Raw genomic sequence first — 18,936 nt, forward strand, 5'->3', positions numbered from 1 at the left:
AAAATGGGGTTTCTTTTTAATATTCTGCATCATCCCAAACATTACTTGCATTTTGAGTTCGATTCATCATTTTTGCTAAATAAAGTTCAGTCGTTTGAATACTTTCATGACCTAAACTTCGACTAACTTGATATATACTAGCTCCTTTTTCAATTGAACGACAAGCGTAATGATGTCGAAAGAAATGAGGACTAATATTGTTCGTTCGATTATGATCTTTTACAAACGTTAACTCAGAATCTTTTATCATTTCAATTACATATTTTGATAAATATTTAAACGAATAATGTTGATTCAGTTTATTTGGAAAGAATGGACTTGAATCAGTTTTTGAAATTTGATTTGATAGACCACGGCGACTCCTTAGTTTACATAAATCTACAAATACATGATTTAATAATTTAACTTCACGTTTTTTATTTCCTTTTCCAACAATTTCGAGCCAATAACCGTTTGAATCCTTTGTAACTTTACCCCAATTTGCCTCAGCTAGTTCTCGAATTCGCATACCAGTTGTAGCTAATAATTTGATAATAGTCGTTTTTAAAATATTGCCATTATAAAAATGCAATAATCCTTTAACTTCACTTTCTTCTAAATCACGATTTGGCAAGTCATCCTTTGTAATTTTTGCATTCAATATTCGAGTATATAAAGGTACTTGAACGTAATGACTATCAAATAAAAACTTAAAAAAGCTTTTTAATATGACAAGTTTTCTTGAAAGAGTTGTAACACGATATTGTTGTTTGTTCGGTCCGTACTGATAAGTAGACAGCCATTGTTGATATGAATCGATATGTCTTTGTTTTAAATTTTTGAAAAAGGAAGTTTCTATATAAGATTCTACATCCTGACGCAAAAATTCTTCACTCTTTAATAAGTATCGATAAAACTGCAGTAATTCTCGTATGTACTCCATCTTTGTACTTTCTTTTCGTTGTTTTGATTTTTGAATATCTTTTCTTTGATGAACAAAGTAGTAGATCATATCTAAATCCGTAAAACCTTCATAGATCATACGATGATTTTTTTCATTTTCAAACTTTGTTTGTAAAAGAGTAGGAAAGTATGTTTCATCAATTAAATACGCAATTATGTTAGATTCATTAAGTTTCATAGCTGGTAAATGTATTGAATTTCTAATAAGTAGGTTTGATTTTACTAACAAATTACTCACCTCATAATCTATTATACATAAATCATTGTATTTATAGTATTAATTCGAATACCATTTCCAATTAAATAATTTAATTCGATTTTTTATAATTATAAAAATGCATTAAAATAATAAGGTAGAAAAATACACTATTATTCAACCTGTAACAAATCACGTATAATTTATTATTTATAAATAAATAGATTTATTTGTATCTATTTAATTACTTTTTAACAATTTGTTGGAAATAATTATGATATAATGAGTCTATAAAACAATGAAAAAGGAAGAATTCAAATGTTAGAACAAGATCAAAAAATGAAAGAGATTGTTACAACAAATGAGGCTGTAGAACTGTTAGGTGTATCGAAACAAACGATTTACAATTATGTAAAGGCAGGGAAACTTAACCTTGTTTATGAAGATTGGCAAATCGATGGGACAATGAGGTTTTACCTAGAGGATCTTAATCAGTTAAAATCCCAAACTGTAAAACCAGTAGGACTAACTGTTCTTGAAACAGCTAATTTATTAGGAGTATCAAAAGCAACGATCCATCAATATATAAAAGCTGGGAAAATAAACGCAACTAAAGTAAATTTTAAAGGTAGACTAACTGTTTTTATTCCAGAAGAAGAAATTGAAAATCTAAAATTCTCACAAAAAAATGCAACAAGAAAAAAGTCTTTTTTTACAAAAGACTTAGAATTTTACTTATTCGGATTATATGAAATTCCAAACTCGAACGAAAAAGCTCGAATCATAGAGCTTAATGAGACTGGAGAGATTGTAGCAAAAACGAATATGGGTGAACTTTTAAATAAAGAAGAACTTACAAGCCGTGGTTTTAGAAAGGCCAATGAAATGAAGAAAGCCAATCATAGTACTAAAAGAGGCATGATCACTTTTCAATTTCCAATACCTCAGTCAATTAGTGCTCCGATTTTTGGCATTATCGATGCATTTTATAAACAGATTGGACATCAAAATATGAATCTTTATATAATGAACAACTCCATTAAGGTCGAGATAAAACCAATTAAATTACCATATCTTGATGCCCAAATTGAACAAGATTTTGAAATTTTACAAAACTGTTTAATTGATGGTAAGCTTTCTACTAGACCAGGTTTTATTGTGTTTACGAGTAATAAAGAACAACTAACTATTTTCGTGAAAGATTCAATAAAAGAAAAAATTAAACAAATTGCACTAGAACATCACACAGGAATTGAGGATATTACTGAGAAGCTTTTGCTTATGGGTTTAAAGGAATTTGAAAAAAATAACTCATTTAATGTCTAAATTCACCCTCCAATTTCCGACAATGAGGTGGGTACTTGTATGAGAATTCAAATCTCGATGCGTCTATCAAACTAGTTTAGATAATTCTGAAAATAGTAAAAAGGGGAATGAAAATGAAGTTTATCGATTTAAGAAGTGATACTGTAACAAATCCTACAGATGAAATGAGACAAGCTATGTTTTTAGCAGAAGTTGGGGATGATGTATATGGAGATGATCCAACTGTGCAAAAATTGGAAATTCTAGCTGCTTCTATGATTGGGAAAGAAGCTGCTTTATTTGTACCAAGTGGAACATTTGGTAACCAGCTAGCATTGTTTACACATTGCGATCGTGGTACTGAAGTCATTCTTGGAGAGGATTGTCATATATTCGAACATGAAGTAGGAGCAGCCTCAATTATTGCCGGTGTTCACTTAAGAACATTACAAACAACTCATGGCAAAATGGATATTAAACGAATTAAACATTCGATCCGACCTGATGATATTCATTATCCAGAAACTTCATTAATCTGTTTAGAAAATGCCTATTCAAATGGATCTGTAGTTGATATCGACTATATGAAGCAAGTTTATAACATAGCAAAAGATGCAAATATTCCTGTTCATTTAGATGGTGCAAGGATATTTAACGCTGCTACTTATTTAAAAACAGATGTTAAAGAATTATCTCGATATAGTGATTCAGTAATGTTTTGTTTATCAAAAGGTCTTTGTGCTCCAGTAGGTTCAATACTTGCTGGAAGTAAAGAATTTATTGAAAAAGCGAAAAAGAAACGTAAATTATTAGGCGGGGGCTGGAGACAATCTGGATTTTTAGCAGCCGCTGGTATAATCGCATTAGAAAAAATGACGAAACGATTAAATGAAGATCATGAAAATGCGCTATATTTAGCTAATAAACTAAGTGAAATCCCAGGAATTAATGTTGACACATCTCAACTTCATATCAATTTAGTATTCTTCCAAATGACTGATATGAGAAGAAGTCCCGAGGATATTGAACAAATTTTTAAAGAGAACGGAATGATCATTTTTGCGCCGGATGAAGATGGCATGATGCGTTTTGCTACACATTACTGGATTTCGAAAAATGATATTGATAAAGTAATTTGTGTGATGAAATCAATTTGAACTTTGGGTTTGAAATAAAAAAAGAGGAGAATTCCTCTTTTTTTGTTTTGGAGACTTTTTTAGTACAAATGGAAATCTTTTTATTCAACTAGTTGGCGATTTAATTGAATAATGAATTATCAAATAAAGAAAGTGGGGCTAAATCATGCCTACGGTAAACATGACTTTGCGAAAGGTGTTACATGAATTATATTACATCTCTTTATAATACTTTACACGGTAAAAACTGTTATATCCAAGGAAAAACAAATATGCAATAACTAATGGCAACAACATTGTTAAATCCATATCCATCAAGGAAAATGCTAAAATTAACGCTCCAATCACAACAACCATCATGTCATATGCTTTCGCCTTTGCTTGATTAGCGATTGCCAAATTACGCTCATCTTTCTTGTCAATCTCGATCTGCTTTGATGCGACGGGATTATACTTCATAACCAAACGGATCAATATTTCTCCGATACAGTGAGCAAAAATACTACAACCAAGACCAAAAAAGAGAGAAGGCAACACTCGCTGCAAACCATGTGGATGATCATTTGTTTTGATGAAGTATATACCAACTACTAGTAGTACTAAGGCTACTACGGTAAAATAATAGATCGAATTATTTTTTTTCATATACTTTTATCCTCCTCATATATAAAGATTTCTTCGATACTCATACCGAAAAAACGAGCAATCTTGAACGCTAAAAGGATAGATGGGTTATAACGCCCGTTTTCTAGTGAACCGATCGTTTGCCTTGACACTTCAAGTGTTGTTGCTAATTCCTCTTGCTTAATTCCGCGTTGTTTCCGGATTTCTTCTAAACGGTTTAGCAACTTGTTCCCCCCTTTGTTATGGAAAGTTAACTTTCCGTAAATTAAGCTTATGGTGTAACAAAAGTGATGTCAAGCGTACTTTCCATTTAAGGGGAAAATATGACGATCTTTTTGAGACAGAAAAGGAATTTGTACAAATATTAACAAATTATAAATCGACCTTATCCAACGAACGCATGACAAATATTTAAGATCATGAGCTGCTATAATGCAGCTTTATTTATTTTGATAAATGGCAGTCTAGTTTCATTAATGATGCTCTATTTCATCAAAAATAAAAGTTAGTATATTATTAAATTAGTTAAACGTATTGGGGGCAATCACTTGAGTAATGGTTTTGTATGTAAATGTTCTGGAAAATATCATGAAGAATTACCGATGAATAGTTTTAAAGAAAAAACCAAAGATCTTTCACACAAAGGTTAAACATCCTTATTATACTTTAGTTAAAAATGAAAGTTCACAGTATGGCGATCCAATCAAGGTTATACTTATTTTTGTTATAAAGGGGAGGAAAAACTATGAAATACTGTATGGAATTTGATGATACCAATTTTATTGGTTTAGTAAATGCCAAACGATATAAATCATTCGTGGATAAAGATTGGGAGTTGAATATTCTCTTAAAACATTTTGCAAATGAAATGAAAAAAGGACATATTTTGGTTTTTCAAATGACTGAAGAAGGTATTGAACATTCTTGGGAAATTGACATTAAATTTGGAGCTAAAGAAATTAGTCCTAAATGTTTTCGTAGGGCTGTAAGCTACATAGAGGTAACAGATAATCAATTATATTTGGTAGACTATGGATGTCTCACTTTGGCAGCTCAGTTTGAAGATGAAAAAGTACCTGATATAAATTGCTCAAATTATAGAATTGAGATTGAAAGTGGCATTTACAAAGTTGAATTTATTCAATATTACAATGTTGATGAAGATGAACATATTGGAACAAATAATACAGATATTCTATTGAATTTCATTAAAGTATCTAACTTTGAACCAATAGTTGAGCATGTCTATTGGAGTACTTATTAAAGTTGTGGTAGCATTTTGATTCATATTTCTTAATGTCTAAATATAAGACCATGTCCCGCTACTGGTCTCATTGTAAACTATTTTTTATTATCGATAGTTAGTTAATTGGAAACTTGAAAAATATTACCCTACTATAAAAGTATAGTTAATATTAACGGAATTATCAGGAAACTATTGTGCATTAAGATGACCTTGTATATATTTATAGTACAATATGACCGAACAATTGCTCATATTACGTTGAATTTTACATAATAAGTTATTAAGGAGGATGAATGATGGAAGAAATAATTGAAAAAGCAATACAAGATATCTATCCCGATGATTTCGCTTGGTGTTATGGATGTGGTCGATTAAATAAAGATGGTCATCATCTTCGTACTGGTTGGCAAGGGGATAAAACTGTTACGATCTTTACACCCGAATCAAAGTACATGGGAATTCCAGGTTTTATTTATGGTGGACTAATTGCTTCGTTAGTTGATTGTCACGGGACAGGTTCTGCCTCACTTGCTTTACACCGTAAGAATGGGAACGAAATTGGAGATGGATCAGTACCACCTAGATTTGTAACCGCTGCTCTCAATGTGGAATATCTTAAACCAACTCCACAAGATGTTCCATTAAAAGCAGTTGGAACTGTTGAAGAAATCCATCCTAAAAAATGGAAAGTTCATACAGAATTATTCGCAAATGATATTCTTTGTGCACGTGGAGAGGTAGTACTTGTTGTAATGCCTATCACATTTTTAAAATAAAACAATTCGGGTGGGGTAGCCCTTGAAATGGTTTCAACGTACTCAAAATTGCCCCAAGAAGTATCAATGGTACTATCAAAGCCCCTGCAGGAATACGAAAACGCTTCCCTAACCATGATCCAACTATAGCAATACATAATGAAAAATATTCGAGCACAAGTATTAGCTATTTTGACTGATTTATGTAATACAGAAGAAATAGTAGAAAATCCGGAAGTACTTTTATTTGAAGAAGGTTTGTTAGATTCATTTGGAACTGTTAGTTTACTTGTTGAGATAGAAGATAAATTAGGGATAGATGTAACAATTTCTGATTTTGATCGCGGTGAGTGGTCTACACCAAATAAAATTATAACAATTTTAGAAAATATGGCTGCTTAAAATAAAAAATTTTAGAAAAAGCTTCCGAACACTCAAATGTTGTGTTCGGAAGCTTTTTACTTTGGCCTCTATTCAATTTCATATACATATTTTGTTCATTGTCAATCAGTTAACCACTAAGTTTTGAGATTTTTTCTTAACTTTTTCTTTATTGTGCAAGAAAGATTCCATTGCTTGATCCACATAAACCCATCCCTTTAAACTTAAATGAAGCGAATCTATGAAAAAATATTTATCATATTCATGGTTCGATAAGTCTTCAACTTCAAATCCAGAATCACGAATTTCTTTAGATACTTTTTTATAATACAAAGTACGCTCTTCTTTTTTAAAACCAACGTAATCATAAAAGTACCCATTTACTGGAATAGATATGAAAAGTGGTTTTGCGCCAGCACTTTTTAATAAATCTAATTCCAGTTGTAGGTCCTTATATTCAGGTGATTCTTTATAGGAAAGTGTAGAATTAGAGTTTTTTAATTGATTAATTTTATTAGCAAAATGCAATGTATAAATACTGTTTCTAATATAAAATGGATTATTGGTTGCTGTTTTCTTTCCTTCTTTTTCTGCAATTGCCATCAGCTCTTTATATGATTTATTTTTTGAAGTTGAGTAATTATTTATTTTAAAATTACTGATAAAATTAAATTTTGATGTAAGTACATCTTGTTTATTTATAATTGATAAATAAGGATTGACTAAATTATTAGTAATTAGTTTATTAGTCAGCTTTTCTGTTTTCATTCCAAGTGCTTGCCTCATCAAAGTCACAAGCATTTTATCATTTCTTACTATTGAATAATCAAGTAATCGATTAATTGCTCTTTTTTTTATATCCATAGGGATTTTATTATTATTTGCAAATTCAATTGCTTGTAATTTTGAAAAATTTGGGTTAAAACGTTGTTCATCTAATCCTCTTTTATTAAACCATTGAGGTGAAATTATAAAAATTATCTGTTTCCCTTTTAAACTTGAATAGTTAGCAGATAAACTAAGGAAATGTATTAATGATTGAGTTCCTCCTCTTCCAATTAGGAAAGGTGTATATTTTGGATCATATACCTTAAAATAATTTGAAGGATGAAACTGATCAAATCTTGAAAGTTCAGACGAACCATAAATAGGTATAATAGTAGGATCCTTCATAACTTGTCTTTGTACTGTAATACCTTGGAAGATAGCAGGACTAAGCGAGCTAGATAGATGCCTAGCTGTTCGATTTGTAACTAATGTAGATAACCATTGATTTGGAATGGTAATTATTAAAATAACCACTATAAAAGCCAAAAACATTGGACCGAAAGTAGGTTTTTTCATATATAACTCCTCATTTGATATCTATTTATTTGTTTTAGAATAAAGTTCCTGAAAAAATTAAAAAGCCAAAACAAATAAAGTGAAATGTAATAATTATTGAAAGTATATCTGTGAATTTTGTTCGAGGAATTAATTTCTTTTCTTTATTTTTCCTTTCAAATAGATCGTAGCAAATAATTAAAATAGCATGGTAAATACCATAAACAATGAAATGCAATGCTAGTCCATGCCAAAGACCCATTAAAAAAAATAAGGTAAAGTAAGAAATATACGAGATAACATATCGATTTTTTATTATTTTCTTTTTTTGCAAGAGAAAAACTAGCCTCATATAAACATAATCTCTAAACCAAAATGATAATGTCATATGCCAACGATTCCAAAAATCTTTAATATTTCTACTTAAAAATGGTTTATTAAAGTTCTGTGGTGTTTGAACTCCTAATAAAAAGCTAACTCCGACTGCAAAAGCACTATAACCTGCAAAATCAAAGAACAAATATAAACTATATGCATACATGTATAAAAGTTTTAATACAAATAGGTCTTCTTGTAAGTAGACATTTGAAATAATATACAAATTGATAGCATGAGCAATAATATACTTATAAAGAAACCCTCGAAAAATTAAGTTGATACCATTAAATAAAAACCGTTTATATTCTCCAGCTTCAAAGCTATTCTTAACATCCTTCTCAAATCTTCGATATCGATCAATCGGACCAGACGTAAAAGTCGGGAAGAATAAAAAGAACTGTAGAAACTCAAAGACTGTTAACGATTTGATTAATCCATCCCTTATTTCGATTAGTAATTGAATTGTTTTGAAAGTTACATAGGAAATACCCAAAAATCCAATTATTGATTTTGAAATAAAAAATGGCTGAACCTTTGTTAAAATTAACGGTAATAAGGTTAACGCAATTAAAAAATAAAAAACACGAGGATTATTGTATTTCTCACGATATTTACTATAGTTAATGACCAATACTGATTGGAAAATAGTAAAACATATAAAAAATAGCAACTGTTTTAAATCATCTTTAAAAATAAGTAAAATAAGTGTCCAGCCCACAAGAGTACTGTAAAATGTTATCTTTTTTCCTTTTAACCCATAAATAACAATTGGTAAGAATAATAACATCAATAATATAAAATATAGTAAATTTCCGTATGGTGTCATTTGAATACCTCTATAGATAGTAGATTATAAAATTAAAATTCATTATAAATAAATGAAGATGAGCTAGAGGAATTACAAATGTAAAAATAGATTAGTAATATGATGATCATCAAATAATAACTAGTTTTAAAAAACCATTGAATAAACATCGCATTTTTATAAACTCGATTTGTTTTCTTTTCTTTCATAGTTAATTCCGCCTTTAATCAGGATAATTTTAAGTTTAAAATTGAAGGTTTAATTTGTTTATAAGTACGTGAAATGTATAGCATTGCTATATAATAGCACAGTAAAGAAGCAAAAAAGATTATTTTTTTTTAATCAATTTCACTATAATTTAATGTTTGGCCATTAAACTCATTATTGTTTTTTTATAGGCATCTTTTTGATATGAAGAAGTGTTTAAAAATTAAATTTTTTTAATCAAAATTACAGTGATTATTCATAATAGAATCCGCGAAATTTAATTTTCAAAATATATAATGTTTCCATAATAAGCTTTATAAATTGTGTAACAAAAAGAAGGGTGGCTCATTAAAAGTGATGAAGCAACCAAAAATACTTGTAGTTACTTCTAGTTTCGGAAATGGTCAGGAAGGGAATGGGATTCATCCAAACACCATCCGTTCAAACGAACATTTATATGAATATTACAAGCAACATAGTATAACTCATAAGCAAAAAAATAATAGCAGAAATAGTAAATTTAACTGTTCAATTACCACCGAGGATATTGAATTTCATAAAATAAAACCAAACCGTAATCTGGATGGTCTTCAAAAAAATATATGAAATTATCAAAGAAAGAACTTATCCAAAGACTAATTCTGGCAGAAGAAAATAATACTAAATGGGTTTCGAGTTTCTTTGAATCGTTTAAATAGGTGATACAGGCAGAGTTGTCACCTATTCTTATTCAACTAATGCAGTTTAGTTGAATAAATAATCTTTAAATAAAGGCGATTATATATTTGAAGATGTGATGAAATTCACAAAATATAACCCAATTGACGTGTGTTTCGAAGCAAAAGATAATTAACTTATCAATTTTCGAATTAGGGGTTGTGAAAATGAACAAAATGGATATATTTCTTATTATCATGCTCTTCATTTGCGGAATACTAATCTATACTTTTCTTCATGGTAAAGTAAGTGATAAATTAATTTTTTTTATTGCTTTGTTTTTTGGTAATAGTATAACTATAATTAGTAAGTCGATATCAAGGTCAAAGAAAACAAGTATTAAATAATTGAATTTATTGATTTTGAAATTTTAACCACTCTTATGCAACGAACGCATGCAATAGTTGAAGATCATGAGCTGCTAATATGCGGCTTTTTTTATTAAAGTAAATGGCAGTTTAGTTGAATAAGAATCAAGCTGTTATGCTATGATTAAAATAAGATTATTAACTGTCTGGATGAAATAGAAACGGGGAAAATTGTTTATGAGCAGTTCATCTGAAGAACAAATAATTTTTAATATAAAAAGAGATTATAATGACGTATCTTTATATTTAAAAGAAAATTTAGATGGAAAACCTTTCGCAAAATTTAAAGGTATTTTGAATGGTGATAACATAGAAGTTGAAAGAAGACGCTCATATAGAAATTATAAAGCGATAAAGTTCATTGGGAAAATTGAAAAAAACAATGAAGAATTGCTCATTCAAGGATATTTCAAAAACTATTATTTTAGAAACTTTATGAGCCCTATTATTATGATAATCTTATTTATTTCAATCGGTTCCACAGTAATGAAAGTTAGTCTATATCAACCTTTTTTCTTCATGATGTGTTTAATGGGGCTATTATATCTATTTTTAACTATAAGTATTGCTGCCTTTTTAATTTGGAAAGATAAGAGAGAAATAATTAGTTTCATTTCAAATATTTAAAATAAATCCTTATGCAACTAAACGCATGCGTTAGTTGAAGATAATGATCGACAGTTTAGTCGGTCATTTTTTTTGTTGTCTTAACTGGCAGAATAGTTCAAATAAGAATTTACATTAATACAATAATAAAATAAATAAATATGTTAAAATATGGAAAAAGGGGGTTGTTTTATGAAAGAAGAAAACAAACCATTTAATGATGTAATAGATCACTTTAACAAGATTGAAGGAAATGCTGCTAATGCTTTTAACAAGGAAACCGTAAAAGGGTTGCCTAAACCAATAAAATATATTGGATATTTTTTTGCTGGTTTCTTATCAATATCTATCTTGTTAATATTTATTTTAAATTTATTACACTAACAGATGCATTTTACTGCCACCCTTTGGTGGCATTTTCTTATTAAGCTAACGCATGCTTTAGTTGAACTAAGACACAAGGAGGAAATAGGATGTCACATCCATATGTAAAATTTGAAAATACACCTTTATGGAATGTAATTAGTAAAGGCATTGATGACCTTGTTGAAAATAATGATATCGAAGAAACTACAAAAAGAGAGTATATAGTCGTATTTCTGGATAACAAAGTCCTTTACTGGAGAAAATTCTTGTTTACTAGATTATAAAGTTCTTTACTGAATGTAATATTCTAGTAACAAATTAGTTGACCACTATTACAGACAATTGTAATAGTAGTTTTTATTTTGTCTATTTAAACTTTTTCGGTAGTTTAGTTGAAGAATAAAGTAGGTAAAAATTGGTTTGTTCACGAAATAGCATTTGTTAGGAGTTTTTATACGAAGGAGAATTATATAAAAAGATTAATAATATGCGGTATTTTATCTATTGGATTACTTGCAGGATGTGGAAAAGAACAAAAAAACAAATGCTGAAACTTTAGTTGATTTGGGTGTACCCAAGAAGATTGCCGAGGTAGTTGGTTCAAACATTATCGAACCTGGAAAGTAATCGAGTAGTTTGCATTAGTTGTGGCTAGGCAGATTAACTGAATAGTATAACAGCGGATAAGAAGGAACTCTAGTGATGTTAGCCGAATAGGATAACAAAACTAATGGCATGGGCATAAAGCTATTGTTGGCATAATAAAATTTAAAAACGACGATAAAGAAAGGTGAATCAATGATTAAATTAAATAATAAAGAATATAAAAATATTTTCCCTTTAATTATTTCAATAAATTATACACCTACGTTTGTTTATTCAGTTTTGCAAGAGATAGTAGATGGTGATGTATTTGTTGATCATATCGAAACTCCAAAATCCATTTTTATTGGTACGAAATCAGGATTCTACTGTGTAATTGGAGAAACATCAAATATTTCTTTTAACTATTGGTTAAAGGAATTTTATATTGATAGAGTAGAAGAGAAGGAATTACCTTTTATTTTATATTCTTCATCAGGTTCTTGGAATCAATTAATTAATGACCTTTTAAATAACAAATTAACTAAGTTGGATCGATATTCTTTTACGTTTAAATTTAAAGAAGAAATACTAGATAATTATGAATTACCACAAGACTATTCATTAAAAAAAATTGATGAAAATGTACTTCAGTCAAATGTTGGATTTAAACCAATTTACTATAAGCATTACTGGGATTCTGTTTCAAATTATTTAGAAAATGGTTTTGGAATTTGTGTTTTACATAAAGAAGTGTCTGTATGTGAGTGTACATCTGTATTTGCTAATGAATTATTCTCCGAAATAGACATTGCAACTAAAGAAGAATATAGAGGGAAGGGTTTTGCCTTTATTGCTGCAAAAATGTATATACAAGATTGTATAAATAAAGGTTTAGCTCCTCGTTGGGAATGTGATATTGATAATTTTGGCTCAATACGATTAGCAGAAAAGTTAGGGTTTGAAGAACCTATTCACTATGCAGTATATTTTAAAGAGTAATTTTCACATGCCTTAGTTGAACCTACTTTCAATCAACTCAATTAATACTTGAGTCCAAATTGAAGCAATAAGGAAAGACATCATTGATAACTATTTGGATTCTCGTTTTGTTGTGTCAGAACATTTTAAGAAGGACATTTTTTCTAATAAATGATTCACTAGAAGCCAAGACTTTATTGCAGTTAGAGAAACTTCATCTGAGTACATGAATACCCATAATAGTAAGCTAACATATATCACAGCAGTTTAATTACAATAGATGGGCAGAATTATTACATATATTACAATTAGTAAAGAACTTTTTTATCATTTTCAGCTAATTTATCGACATTTTTAATAAATTCAGTAAAGAACTTTTTTATCAAAAGACAAGTCGGATATCTTTGTAAGTTGATAAATGAATCGGAAAATAAATAAATAAATAAATTCTTATGCAACTGATATGAACGAAACTGTCAAACCACCAAACCAAAAAGGCTTTAATTTAGGGATTTTTCAATTTTTAGACAGACTTAAATTAGGACTACCAACCTAGAATTTAAAAATTAGATTTTCTAAGTCTGTGAATGGCAACTTTATAATAGTAGATATTTTTAGTTTCTAAAGAAAAGATAATGTCTTAAAAGCTTGGCACGAAGGCAAATTAATTAACGGTGATTTACAGTCTGATATGCGTGGGTTGGTTACCACATTTCATTTTATCCGTTACGGAGCTGCCTCGATCTAACGGCGCATGTTCAGTTATTAAACCTAATGCATAGTTGCACAAGAGGGTTCTCCTTACCGAATTTGCCTCCGAGCCAAGATTTCAATATTTATTAGACTCTATTAATTTAATATTTAATGATTAGTGTGGTTTTACTTTTAAGCAACTTTTGATTGGGATAATTGTGTACCTTCGATACTACAACCAATTGCCCATATAAATCCAATTAATTCTCGAGCGACTGCGACTACTGCGAATTTACCTGTTTTCCCTCTAGCAGTAATTCGACTGTATTTTAAATTAAGACGGTGTTGAGCTTTCCAGGCAATTCTTTGTGCTTCGAGTGGTTGACCAATTTGTCTCTTTTTTAATTCACCTTTTAGTGATGGACGATGGCGATAAGACCAAGAAACTTCCACTAAAGAACGTCGGATATGAGAATTTCCAACTTTGGTAATGGAACCTTGCCAACGGTTTGATCCACTGGAATATTCTTTCGGAACAAGTCCTGCATAAGACATTAGTTGCCTTGGATTTGAGAAACGAGAAAATTGCCCAACTTCAGCGACTAGTGTTACTGCCGTAATCTCAGCTATTCCTCTTAATGTCTGAAGTGCTTGAATGACAGGCGCATGTTCGCTTTTTATTGCTTCTTCATGAATCTGTGCTTCAATTCGTTTCATCCTTTCCTCAACTTCGTAAATGGAGTGAAGATATTCTTGGAATACAATACGTAAAGAAGTTTTTTCGAAAGTAAGTGTATTCAACCAAGTACGATATTTGACTGTCCAATTTTTAACACCTTGAGGTGGGCGAATTTCATGACGTAGTAAGAAGTGAACAAGTCTTTGACGTGCTCTTTGTAAATCTTCACGAGTATCAAATCGAGCACGAATTAAATCTCTTAAAGCTTCATGGTTTTCATCAGGTACTCAAACAGAAGTTAGCTCTCCAGCTCGAAGAAGCTGAGCTAGTCTTAGTGCATCACGACGGTCTGTTTTTACTCGATCACCAGCTCTTCTCGGAATTAGAGTAGGTGCAACTACAATACATTCTATATCCATTGATAAAAGCTGACGGTAAATACAATACCCGCATGAACCTGCTTCATAGCAAACTAGTAGCTTTTCTGGATCGCCTAACTTCTTAAAAAGTTTACGAATACTTTCAGGTGTGTTTTGAATATTACCGTGAAATCGTGGTTCACCACGTCCTTCTTCAGCAATACCAACAGAAATAATGTCTTTTGAAACGTCTAAACCAATAAATTTTTGACTATCCTTCATAATATAAACGGCTCCTTTTTGTTTGTAGCTCTACATTTGGAATGGGTAGGCTTTTACTTAACTCCCATTATTGCCAAGTGCAACCTACGCTAAGCAAAAGGAGCCGTTTCGTTCATTATGACTAACGCATGCGATAGTTGAAGATCACGAGTTACGAAAGTGGCTCGTTTTTTATTGAACAAACTGGCAGAATAGTAGAATAAGTAGGGAAATGATTTTATAAATAGAACTTATATATATAAAATAAAGATATAAGATAGGAGGAGTTTTATGGCACGTTGTACGTATTGTAAAACAAAGTGGAGTGCAAAAGATGTATGGTCTCTTTTTATGCAAAGAAATGGAAATGGAAAAGATTGCCTGTATTGCTTACGAACACAATATATGTCTGATAACACATTTCATTTTGCATCGTATGCGTTTCCTATTTTGTTCTTATTTCCTTTCTTCGTTGATTTAAGCGATACAAGTCCATTATTAAAGTTTAGAAAAAAATAATACTGGCATAAACCAAGGGAAGTATCTAATAAGGTACCTCCCTAAATTTTATTTAACATCAAAAAAAGCCAAAGTTTAAAAAAAGAAATTACTATGAAGTGAAGCTTCCGTTTAAGGTTCAAATTATTAGTTTTAGAAAGGTAGTAACTAGATGGGAAAAGCAAGGTTTAGGGATAAAGGAGAATGGATTGGTGATTTTTATAATCATATTCTTGTAGAATGTCCACAATGTAAAAAGGGTACAAAAATAACCTGGGTGGCTGATAAAACGAAACTAAAGTTAGCTTGTCAAAAGTGTGGAATTGTTTCTGAATCGAACTTTTTTAGTAGCATCGGTGGTCAAGAAAGTTTGTGGTTACAGACACATTGTTGTGGCAAAACACTTTGGGCATACAATGAAGAGCATCTAGATTTTTTAGAGAACTATGTTAGTGCAAGTTTAAGAGAACGTGTGCCAAACATTAATAAAAGTATAGCGAGTAGATTGCCTAATTGGATCAAGAGCGCAAAAAATAGAGAAGAGGTTTTAAAAGGTATTAGTAAACTAAGAAAAAAATTGAACGAAATATAAAAAAATATTTAAAATCTTATTCAACTAACTGATGCGATAGTTGAATACAAAGAGTACTTAATTGATGCTCTTTTTTATTGAAGTAAATGGCAGATTAGTTGTATAAGGAATCGTATGAAAATGATAACTTTGGCAAAATCAAAATAGTTTCTGTAACTCAAAAAAATGGAAAATATGTGGTTAAATGGGAGAGAAAGAGTAATTATGAAAGTGGAACAGATTATGTAAATGGTAATAGTGGTAAAATTACAAAGAGTGAACATAGTATCCCATAAAAAAATATATATTAAATTCGTTATGCAACGAACGCATGCGTAAGTTTTTTAATTACGTGCCCATCGTTCGATCATAAATTCAAAATCATTTTAGTTTGAAATAAAAAAAAAGGCATTTTAACTAATGTGCCTTTTTTTTGAATCTGCAACCTTTACATAATACACATGGATATTTTGTTAAATGTATTATTTTTTAAGTTTTTTTATAAATTAGGTCTTGATAACAATTGAGGATTCTTAATGTAGTCGTTATGTAGAACTTATTTTGACTGAGAAAGTACATAATGAAAATACTTTTGTGGTGTACCATAACGCATGAGTTCTTGAATTAATTCTTCATCAGCTTTAGTAATAGTTCTTTTTTCTGCTCCACTACCATCTTGAATTGATACAGGTAATAAACTTCCATTTTGATAATCAAAGTTTATGATTTTTCCTATACCTTCTCCTGTGATGCTTAACGTAACTCCTTCATTTACCATAGCATAACCAACAATGTCATACATTTTCTTAAACAATTCCTCTATCTCAGCAAGAGCAACAAATTCTTCTTCACCATCGTTAAATACGTTATCCTTATCAAATTTTACCCAAATACCAACAGGTTCTTTTTCTGGAACTCTATTTAAATCTTCATAATCGATTTTCGTTATCGTCCCTGAATAATAAATAGGTTCTTCCTCATTAATACAATAAATGTCACTTCTTTTAATAATTTCTACACGATCGCCTTCACCGACTGTTAATTCTCTTTTTGTTCCAAACCTATTGTAGTAAATCATTGATATTTCCTCCTAATAAATTCCTTAGACTTACAAATTATCCCCTAAATTACAAAAGAAATACTTAAAGAGAATGCCGTATTTTAATAGATTTTCATTTGATTTTCTCATTAGTGTTGTTGTATGAATAAGTTCTTTAGCATTCATAATAATTGATAAAAAAGTCCCTTCTAATCAAGAAGGAACTTTTGTTTTTTTATGCTAACAAGTATTACATTTAAGATAGAAAATCAAATTATTTTGAATCTCTACCGTAAATTTAATAATCACATATTGCTGCTATTAAAAAGAAAACTAGACCAAATATTACTATTTGCATATTTTTATCTATGCAGCCAAGCCAAATACAAAATATAGTTAGAGGAAATAAAAGAATCTTTATACAATGATTGATCGTATAGAATTCACCTTTAATGTACTTTTTCCGTATGACGTAGTAGGTTTTTAATGTGAAGTTATCCACTTCCACCTTAATAGTAATATAGGTACAATCATCAAATAATAAAAAATAATAATTATTAGCTCAATTATATTGAGCTAAACTTGTTTTTTAAAAATTTTACCAGTATTAAATTGCCCAAAAATGTCATTTAAATATATCCTTTTGAAAATAAATTAATAATTTTGATGAATAATAAGGAGATTATATGTAATAGAGGAGAAGGTCCTTATTGAAAAAATACATGCGATAGTTGCATAAGGAAAACTGAAATAGGAATAAGTAAATGACATCGTATGTAAGGAAAATAAGCAGCATTCTTCCAAAGGATAAATTTAATGGTAAAATAATACAAAATATGAATGTAAAGGAAAGAAAATTATGCATCGAATTGCTTATGGAGAAGATGAAAATCAATTTGGAGACTTAAGGTTGCCTGCAGGTAATGGTCCTTTTCCAGTTGCAATTATTATTCATGGAGGTTTTTGGAGAGAACAATTTAAGCTAGATCAATTGGATAAATTTGCTGAAGATTTAACGGCTCGAGGTATAGCCACATGGAATATTGAATATCGTCGGGTTGGACAAGAAGGAGGAGGTTGGCCAGGTACTTTTCACGACTGTGGTCAAGCGGTGGATTTTGTTCGAATTCTTGCTGATTCCTATCCACTTGAATTACAGCAGGTTTTTACGATCGGACATTCTGCTGGTGGACATCTAGCCTTATGGACTGCTGCAAGACATCAACTTCCTCAAAATAGCATTGTAAAAAATACCAAAAATCCATTGAGGTTGAAAGGTGCAATTAGTCTTGCGGGAGTAGTCGATTTGGACCTTATGTACGAAATTCATCAACTAAAAGAATTGAAGACAGAAGTTGGAGAAAATCCAACGCGTGATCTAATGGGTGGACCTCCAAATGACTATCAAAGTAGGTATAAAGAAGGCTCACCAATTTCTCTCTTACCCATTAGTCTACCACTTGTCCTTATTCACGGTTCACTTGATATTCATGTGCCGATTCGTATTAGTATGGAGTTTGAAAAAGCTGCAAAAGCAGCAGGGGACAATGTTATTCTTAATACCATCCAAGACGCGGACCACTTTAATATCATTAATCCAAAATCGGATGCATGGCATGTAGTAATAAAATCAATATTAAACCTGTTAAATGAATGATTGGTCTTAAAATAATGTATGGAAAACCAACATAATTTAGATTCAACAAAACTTAAAGTCTTGTACATACAAGACTTTATTATGGTTACAAGAGTGGGACGAATGCATGCTTTAGTTGAACAAGGATTTAGGAGCTAATTGAACGATTAGCTCCTATTTTGCTATTTGGCAGTTTAGTTGTGCGAAATGTTTCTAGTTTAAATGGAGAATGGTCACATTACTCTAGTAAAGGCTAGACAGTTCCTTTCGGAATTGAAGGAT

20 protein-coding genes and 2 pseudogenes are annotated in these 18,936 nt (G+C 30.3%); 13 read left to right on the forward strand and 9 right to left on the reverse strand.

Translation table 11 applies throughout. The features are described 5' to 3' along the window. Positions 1–16: 16 nt before the first annotated feature. On the reverse strand, positions 17–1,171 hold the full coding sequence (locus ACFVR2_RS23045; RefSeq protein WP_387367330.1) for a tyrosine-type recombinase/integrase: 1,155 nt from the start codon (positions 1,169–1,171) through the stop codon (positions 17–19). Positions 1,172–1,456: 285 nt separating this feature from the next. On the opposite strand from ACFVR2_RS23045, the gene ACFVR2_RS23050 reads away from it, so the two are divergent. After that, entirely contained in the window at positions 1,457–2,464 is a 1,008-nt protein-coding gene (locus ACFVR2_RS23050; protein ID WP_387367333.1) for a helix-turn-helix domain-containing protein, read from the forward strand. 113 nt (positions 2,465–2,577) lie between these two features. Continuing rightward, a complete protein-coding gene (gene ltaE, locus ACFVR2_RS23055; protein WP_387367336.1) occupies positions 2,578–3,600 on the forward strand; it encodes a low-specificity L-threonine aldolase in 1,023 nt (340 codons plus the stop codon). A 192-nt stretch (positions 3,601–3,792) separates the two neighbouring features. Here ltaE and ACFVR2_RS23060 read toward each other — a convergent pair whose 3' ends face one another. Both ACFVR2_RS23060 and ACFVR2_RS23065 read right to left on the reverse strand, forming a co-directional pair. Continuing rightward, positions 3,793–4,224, reverse strand: coding sequence for a hypothetical protein (locus ACFVR2_RS23060; protein ID WP_387367339.1), 432 nt, complete (start codon positions 4,222–4,224; stop codon positions 3,793–3,795). Continuing rightward, on the reverse strand, positions 4,221–4,427 hold the full coding sequence (locus ACFVR2_RS23065; protein ID WP_387367342.1) for a helix-turn-helix transcriptional regulator: 207 nt from the start codon (positions 4,425–4,427) through the stop codon (positions 4,221–4,223). The genes ACFVR2_RS23060 and ACFVR2_RS23065 overlap by 4 nt, the downstream gene beginning before the upstream one ends. 533 nt (positions 4,428–4,960) lie before the next feature. Here ACFVR2_RS23065 and ACFVR2_RS23070 point away from each other — a divergent pair. From ACFVR2_RS23070 to dltC, 3 genes are all read left to right on the forward strand, one after another. Beyond that, positions 4,961–5,467, forward strand: coding sequence for a hypothetical protein (locus tag ACFVR2_RS23070; protein WP_387367410.1), 507 nt, complete (start codon positions 4,961–4,963; stop codon positions 5,465–5,467). Between the two features lie 278 nt (positions 5,468–5,745). Continuing rightward, positions 5,746–6,225 carry a PaaI family thioesterase gene (locus tag ACFVR2_RS23075; protein ID WP_387367345.1) on the forward strand — a complete coding sequence of 160 codons (480 nt, stop codon included), beginning with the start codon at positions 5,746–5,748 and terminating at the stop codon, positions 6,223–6,225. Positions 6,226–6,363: 138 nt separating this feature from the next. Beyond that, the gene (gene dltC / locus ACFVR2_RS23080) at positions 6,364–6,606 is read left to right on the forward strand and encodes a D-alanine--poly(phosphoribitol) ligase subunit 2 (RefSeq protein ID WP_387367348.1); all 243 of its coding nucleotides are present in this window, start codon (positions 6,364–6,366) and stop codon (positions 6,604–6,606) included. 105 nt (positions 6,607–6,711) lie between these two features. Here the strand turns inward: dltC and dltD are convergent, their stop codons facing one another. The 3 genes from dltD to dltX are packed head-to-tail and all read right to left on the reverse strand — an operon-like array spanning position 6,712 to position 9,300. Then, complete coding sequence (gene dltD, locus ACFVR2_RS23085; RefSeq protein ID WP_387367350.1) at positions 6,712–7,929, reverse strand: D-alanyl-lipoteichoic acid biosynthesis protein DltD; 1,218 nt, start codon at positions 7,927–7,929, stop codon at positions 6,712–6,714. A gap of 34 nt (positions 7,930–7,963) precedes the next feature. Further along, entirely contained in the window at positions 7,964–9,112 is a 1,149-nt protein-coding gene (dltB, locus tag ACFVR2_RS23090; RefSeq protein WP_387367353.1) for a D-alanyl-lipoteichoic acid biosynthesis protein DltB, read from the reverse strand. 32 nt (positions 9,113–9,144) lie between these two features. Next, complete coding sequence (gene dltX / locus ACFVR2_RS23095) at positions 9,145–9,300, reverse strand: teichoic acid D-Ala incorporation-associated protein DltX (protein WP_387367356.1); 156 nt, start codon at positions 9,298–9,300, stop codon at positions 9,145–9,147. Between the two features lie 406 nt (positions 9,301–9,706). Between dltX and ACFVR2_RS23100 the strand changes: the two are divergent. The 5 genes and pseudogenes from ACFVR2_RS23100 to ACFVR2_RS23120 all read left to right on the forward strand — a co-directional run. Continuing rightward, positions 9,707–9,996: pseudogene (locus ACFVR2_RS23100) on the forward strand (hypothetical protein); the annotation flags it as partial. 564 nt (positions 9,997–10,560) lie between these two features. Next, entirely contained in the window at positions 10,561–11,010 is a 450-nt protein-coding gene (locus ACFVR2_RS23105; RefSeq protein WP_387367359.1) for a hypothetical protein, read from the forward strand. A 171-nt stretch (positions 11,011–11,181) separates the two neighbouring features. Continuing rightward, positions 11,182–11,373 (forward strand): amino acid transporter, encoded by a 192-nt coding sequence (locus ACFVR2_RS23110; RefSeq protein ID WP_387367362.1) that lies wholly within the window; start codon positions 11,182–11,184, stop codon positions 11,371–11,373. An 89-nt stretch (positions 11,374–11,462) separates the two neighbouring features. Beyond that, a complete protein-coding gene (locus tag ACFVR2_RS23115; RefSeq protein ID WP_387367364.1) occupies positions 11,463–11,639 on the forward strand; it encodes a hypothetical protein in 177 nt (58 codons plus the stop codon). A 514-nt stretch (positions 11,640–12,153) separates the two neighbouring features. Beyond that, positions 12,154–12,939 carry a GNAT family N-acetyltransferase gene (locus ACFVR2_RS23120; protein ID WP_387367367.1) on the forward strand — a complete coding sequence of 262 codons (786 nt, stop codon included), beginning with the start codon at positions 12,154–12,156 and terminating at the stop codon, positions 12,937–12,939. An 864-nt stretch (positions 12,940–13,803) separates the two neighbouring features. On the opposite strand, the pseudogene ACFVR2_RS23125 reads toward ACFVR2_RS23120, so the two are convergent. Together ACFVR2_RS23125 and ACFVR2_RS23130 are read right to left on the reverse strand one after the other, a co-directional pair. Beyond that, a pseudogene (locus tag ACFVR2_RS23125) lies at positions 13,804–14,565 on the reverse strand (IS110 family RNA-guided transposase); the annotation flags it as partial. Positions 14,566–14,577: 12 nt separating this feature from the next. Beyond that, on the reverse strand, positions 14,578–14,931 hold the full coding sequence (locus ACFVR2_RS23130) for an IS110 family transposase (protein ID WP_387367370.1): 354 nt from the start codon (positions 14,929–14,931) through the stop codon (positions 14,578–14,580). A gap of 270 nt (positions 14,932–15,201) precedes the next feature. Here ACFVR2_RS23130 and ACFVR2_RS23135 point away from each other — a divergent pair, with 270 nt between their 5' ends. Both ACFVR2_RS23135 and ACFVR2_RS23140 read left to right on the forward strand, forming a co-directional pair. Then, positions 15,202–15,429, forward strand: a complete 228-nt coding sequence (locus ACFVR2_RS23135; protein WP_387367373.1) for a hypothetical protein — start codon at positions 15,202–15,204, stop codon at positions 15,427–15,429. A gap of 151 nt (positions 15,430–15,580) precedes the next feature. Further along, a complete protein-coding gene (locus ACFVR2_RS23140; protein WP_387367376.1) occupies positions 15,581–16,000 on the forward strand; it encodes a hypothetical protein in 420 nt (139 codons plus the stop codon). A 535-nt stretch (positions 16,001–16,535) separates the two neighbouring features. Here the strand turns inward: ACFVR2_RS23140 and ACFVR2_RS23145 are convergent. Beyond that, positions 16,536–17,057 carry a hypothetical protein gene (locus ACFVR2_RS23145; RefSeq protein WP_387367379.1) on the reverse strand — a complete coding sequence of 174 codons (522 nt, stop codon included), beginning with the start codon at positions 17,055–17,057 and terminating at the stop codon, positions 16,536–16,538. An 820-nt stretch (positions 17,058–17,877) separates the two neighbouring features. Between ACFVR2_RS23145 and ACFVR2_RS23150 the strand changes: the two genes are divergently transcribed. Then, positions 17,878–18,675, forward strand: coding sequence for an alpha/beta hydrolase family protein (locus tag ACFVR2_RS23150; RefSeq protein WP_387367382.1), 798 nt, complete (start codon positions 17,878–17,880; stop codon positions 18,673–18,675). The last annotated feature ends 261 nt before the right edge of the window (positions 18,676–18,936 follow it).

The sequence above is a fragment of the Gottfriedia sp. NPDC057991 genome (assembly GCF_042886615.1).
In the GTDB taxonomy this organism is placed as follows: domain Bacteria; phylum Bacillota; class Bacilli; order Bacillales; family Bacillaceae_G; genus Gottfriedia.

Coding starts and splice junctions, on each gene's coding strand:
- ACFVR2_RS23110 (WP_387367362.1), top strand. CDS start 11,182: ATGAAAGAAGAAAACAAACCATTTAATGATGTAATAGATCACTTTAAC.
- ACFVR2_RS23060 (WP_387367339.1), bottom strand. CDS start 4,224: ATGAAAAAAAATAATTCGATCTATTATTTTACCGTAGTAGCCTTAGTA.
- dltB (WP_387367353.1), bottom strand. CDS start 9,112: ATGACACCATACGGAAATTTACTATATTTTATATTATTGATGTTATTA.
- ACFVR2_RS23075 (WP_387367345.1), top strand. CDS start 5,746: ATGGAAGAAATAATTGAAAAAGCAATACAAGATATCTATCCCGATGAT.
- ACFVR2_RS23120 (WP_387367367.1), top strand. CDS start 12,154: ATGATTAAATTAAATAATAAAGAATATAAAAATATTTTCCCTTTAATT.
- ACFVR2_RS23050 (WP_387367333.1), top strand. CDS start 1,457: ATGTTAGAACAAGATCAAAAAATGAAAGAGATTGTTACAACAAATGAG.
- ACFVR2_RS23115 (WP_387367364.1), top strand. CDS start 11,463: ATGTCACATCCATATGTAAAATTTGAAAATACACCTTTATGGAATGTA.
- ACFVR2_RS23130 (WP_387367370.1), bottom strand. CDS start 14,931: ATGAAGGATAGTCAAAAATTTATTGGTTTAGACGTTTCAAAAGACATT.
- ACFVR2_RS23105 (WP_387367359.1), top strand. CDS start 10,561: ATGAGCAGTTCATCTGAAGAACAAATAATTTTTAATATAAAAAGAGAT.
- ACFVR2_RS23135 (WP_387367373.1), top strand. CDS start 15,202: ATGGCACGTTGTACGTATTGTAAAACAAAGTGGAGTGCAAAAGATGTA.
- ACFVR2_RS23150 (WP_387367382.1), top strand. CDS start 17,878: ATGCATCGAATTGCTTATGGAGAAGATGAAAATCAATTTGGAGACTTA.
- ACFVR2_RS23070 (WP_387367410.1), top strand. CDS start 4,961: ATGGAATTTGATGATACCAATTTTATTGGTTTAGTAAATGCCAAACGA.
- dltC (WP_387367348.1), top strand. CDS start 6,364: ATGAAAAATATTCGAGCACAAGTATTAGCTATTTTGACTGATTTATGT.
- dltD (WP_387367350.1), bottom strand. CDS start 7,929: ATGAAAAAACCTACTTTCGGTCCAATGTTTTTGGCTTTTATAGTGGTT.
- ltaE (WP_387367336.1), top strand. CDS start 2,578: ATGAAGTTTATCGATTTAAGAAGTGATACTGTAACAAATCCTACAGAT.
- dltX (WP_387367356.1), bottom strand. CDS start 9,300: ATGAAAGAAAAGAAAACAAATCGAGTTTATAAAAATGCGATGTTTATT.
- ACFVR2_RS23140 (WP_387367376.1), top strand. CDS start 15,581: ATGGGAAAAGCAAGGTTTAGGGATAAAGGAGAATGGATTGGTGATTTT.
- ACFVR2_RS23145 (WP_387367379.1), bottom strand. CDS start 17,057: ATGATTTACTACAATAGGTTTGGAACAAAAAGAGAATTAACAGTCGGT.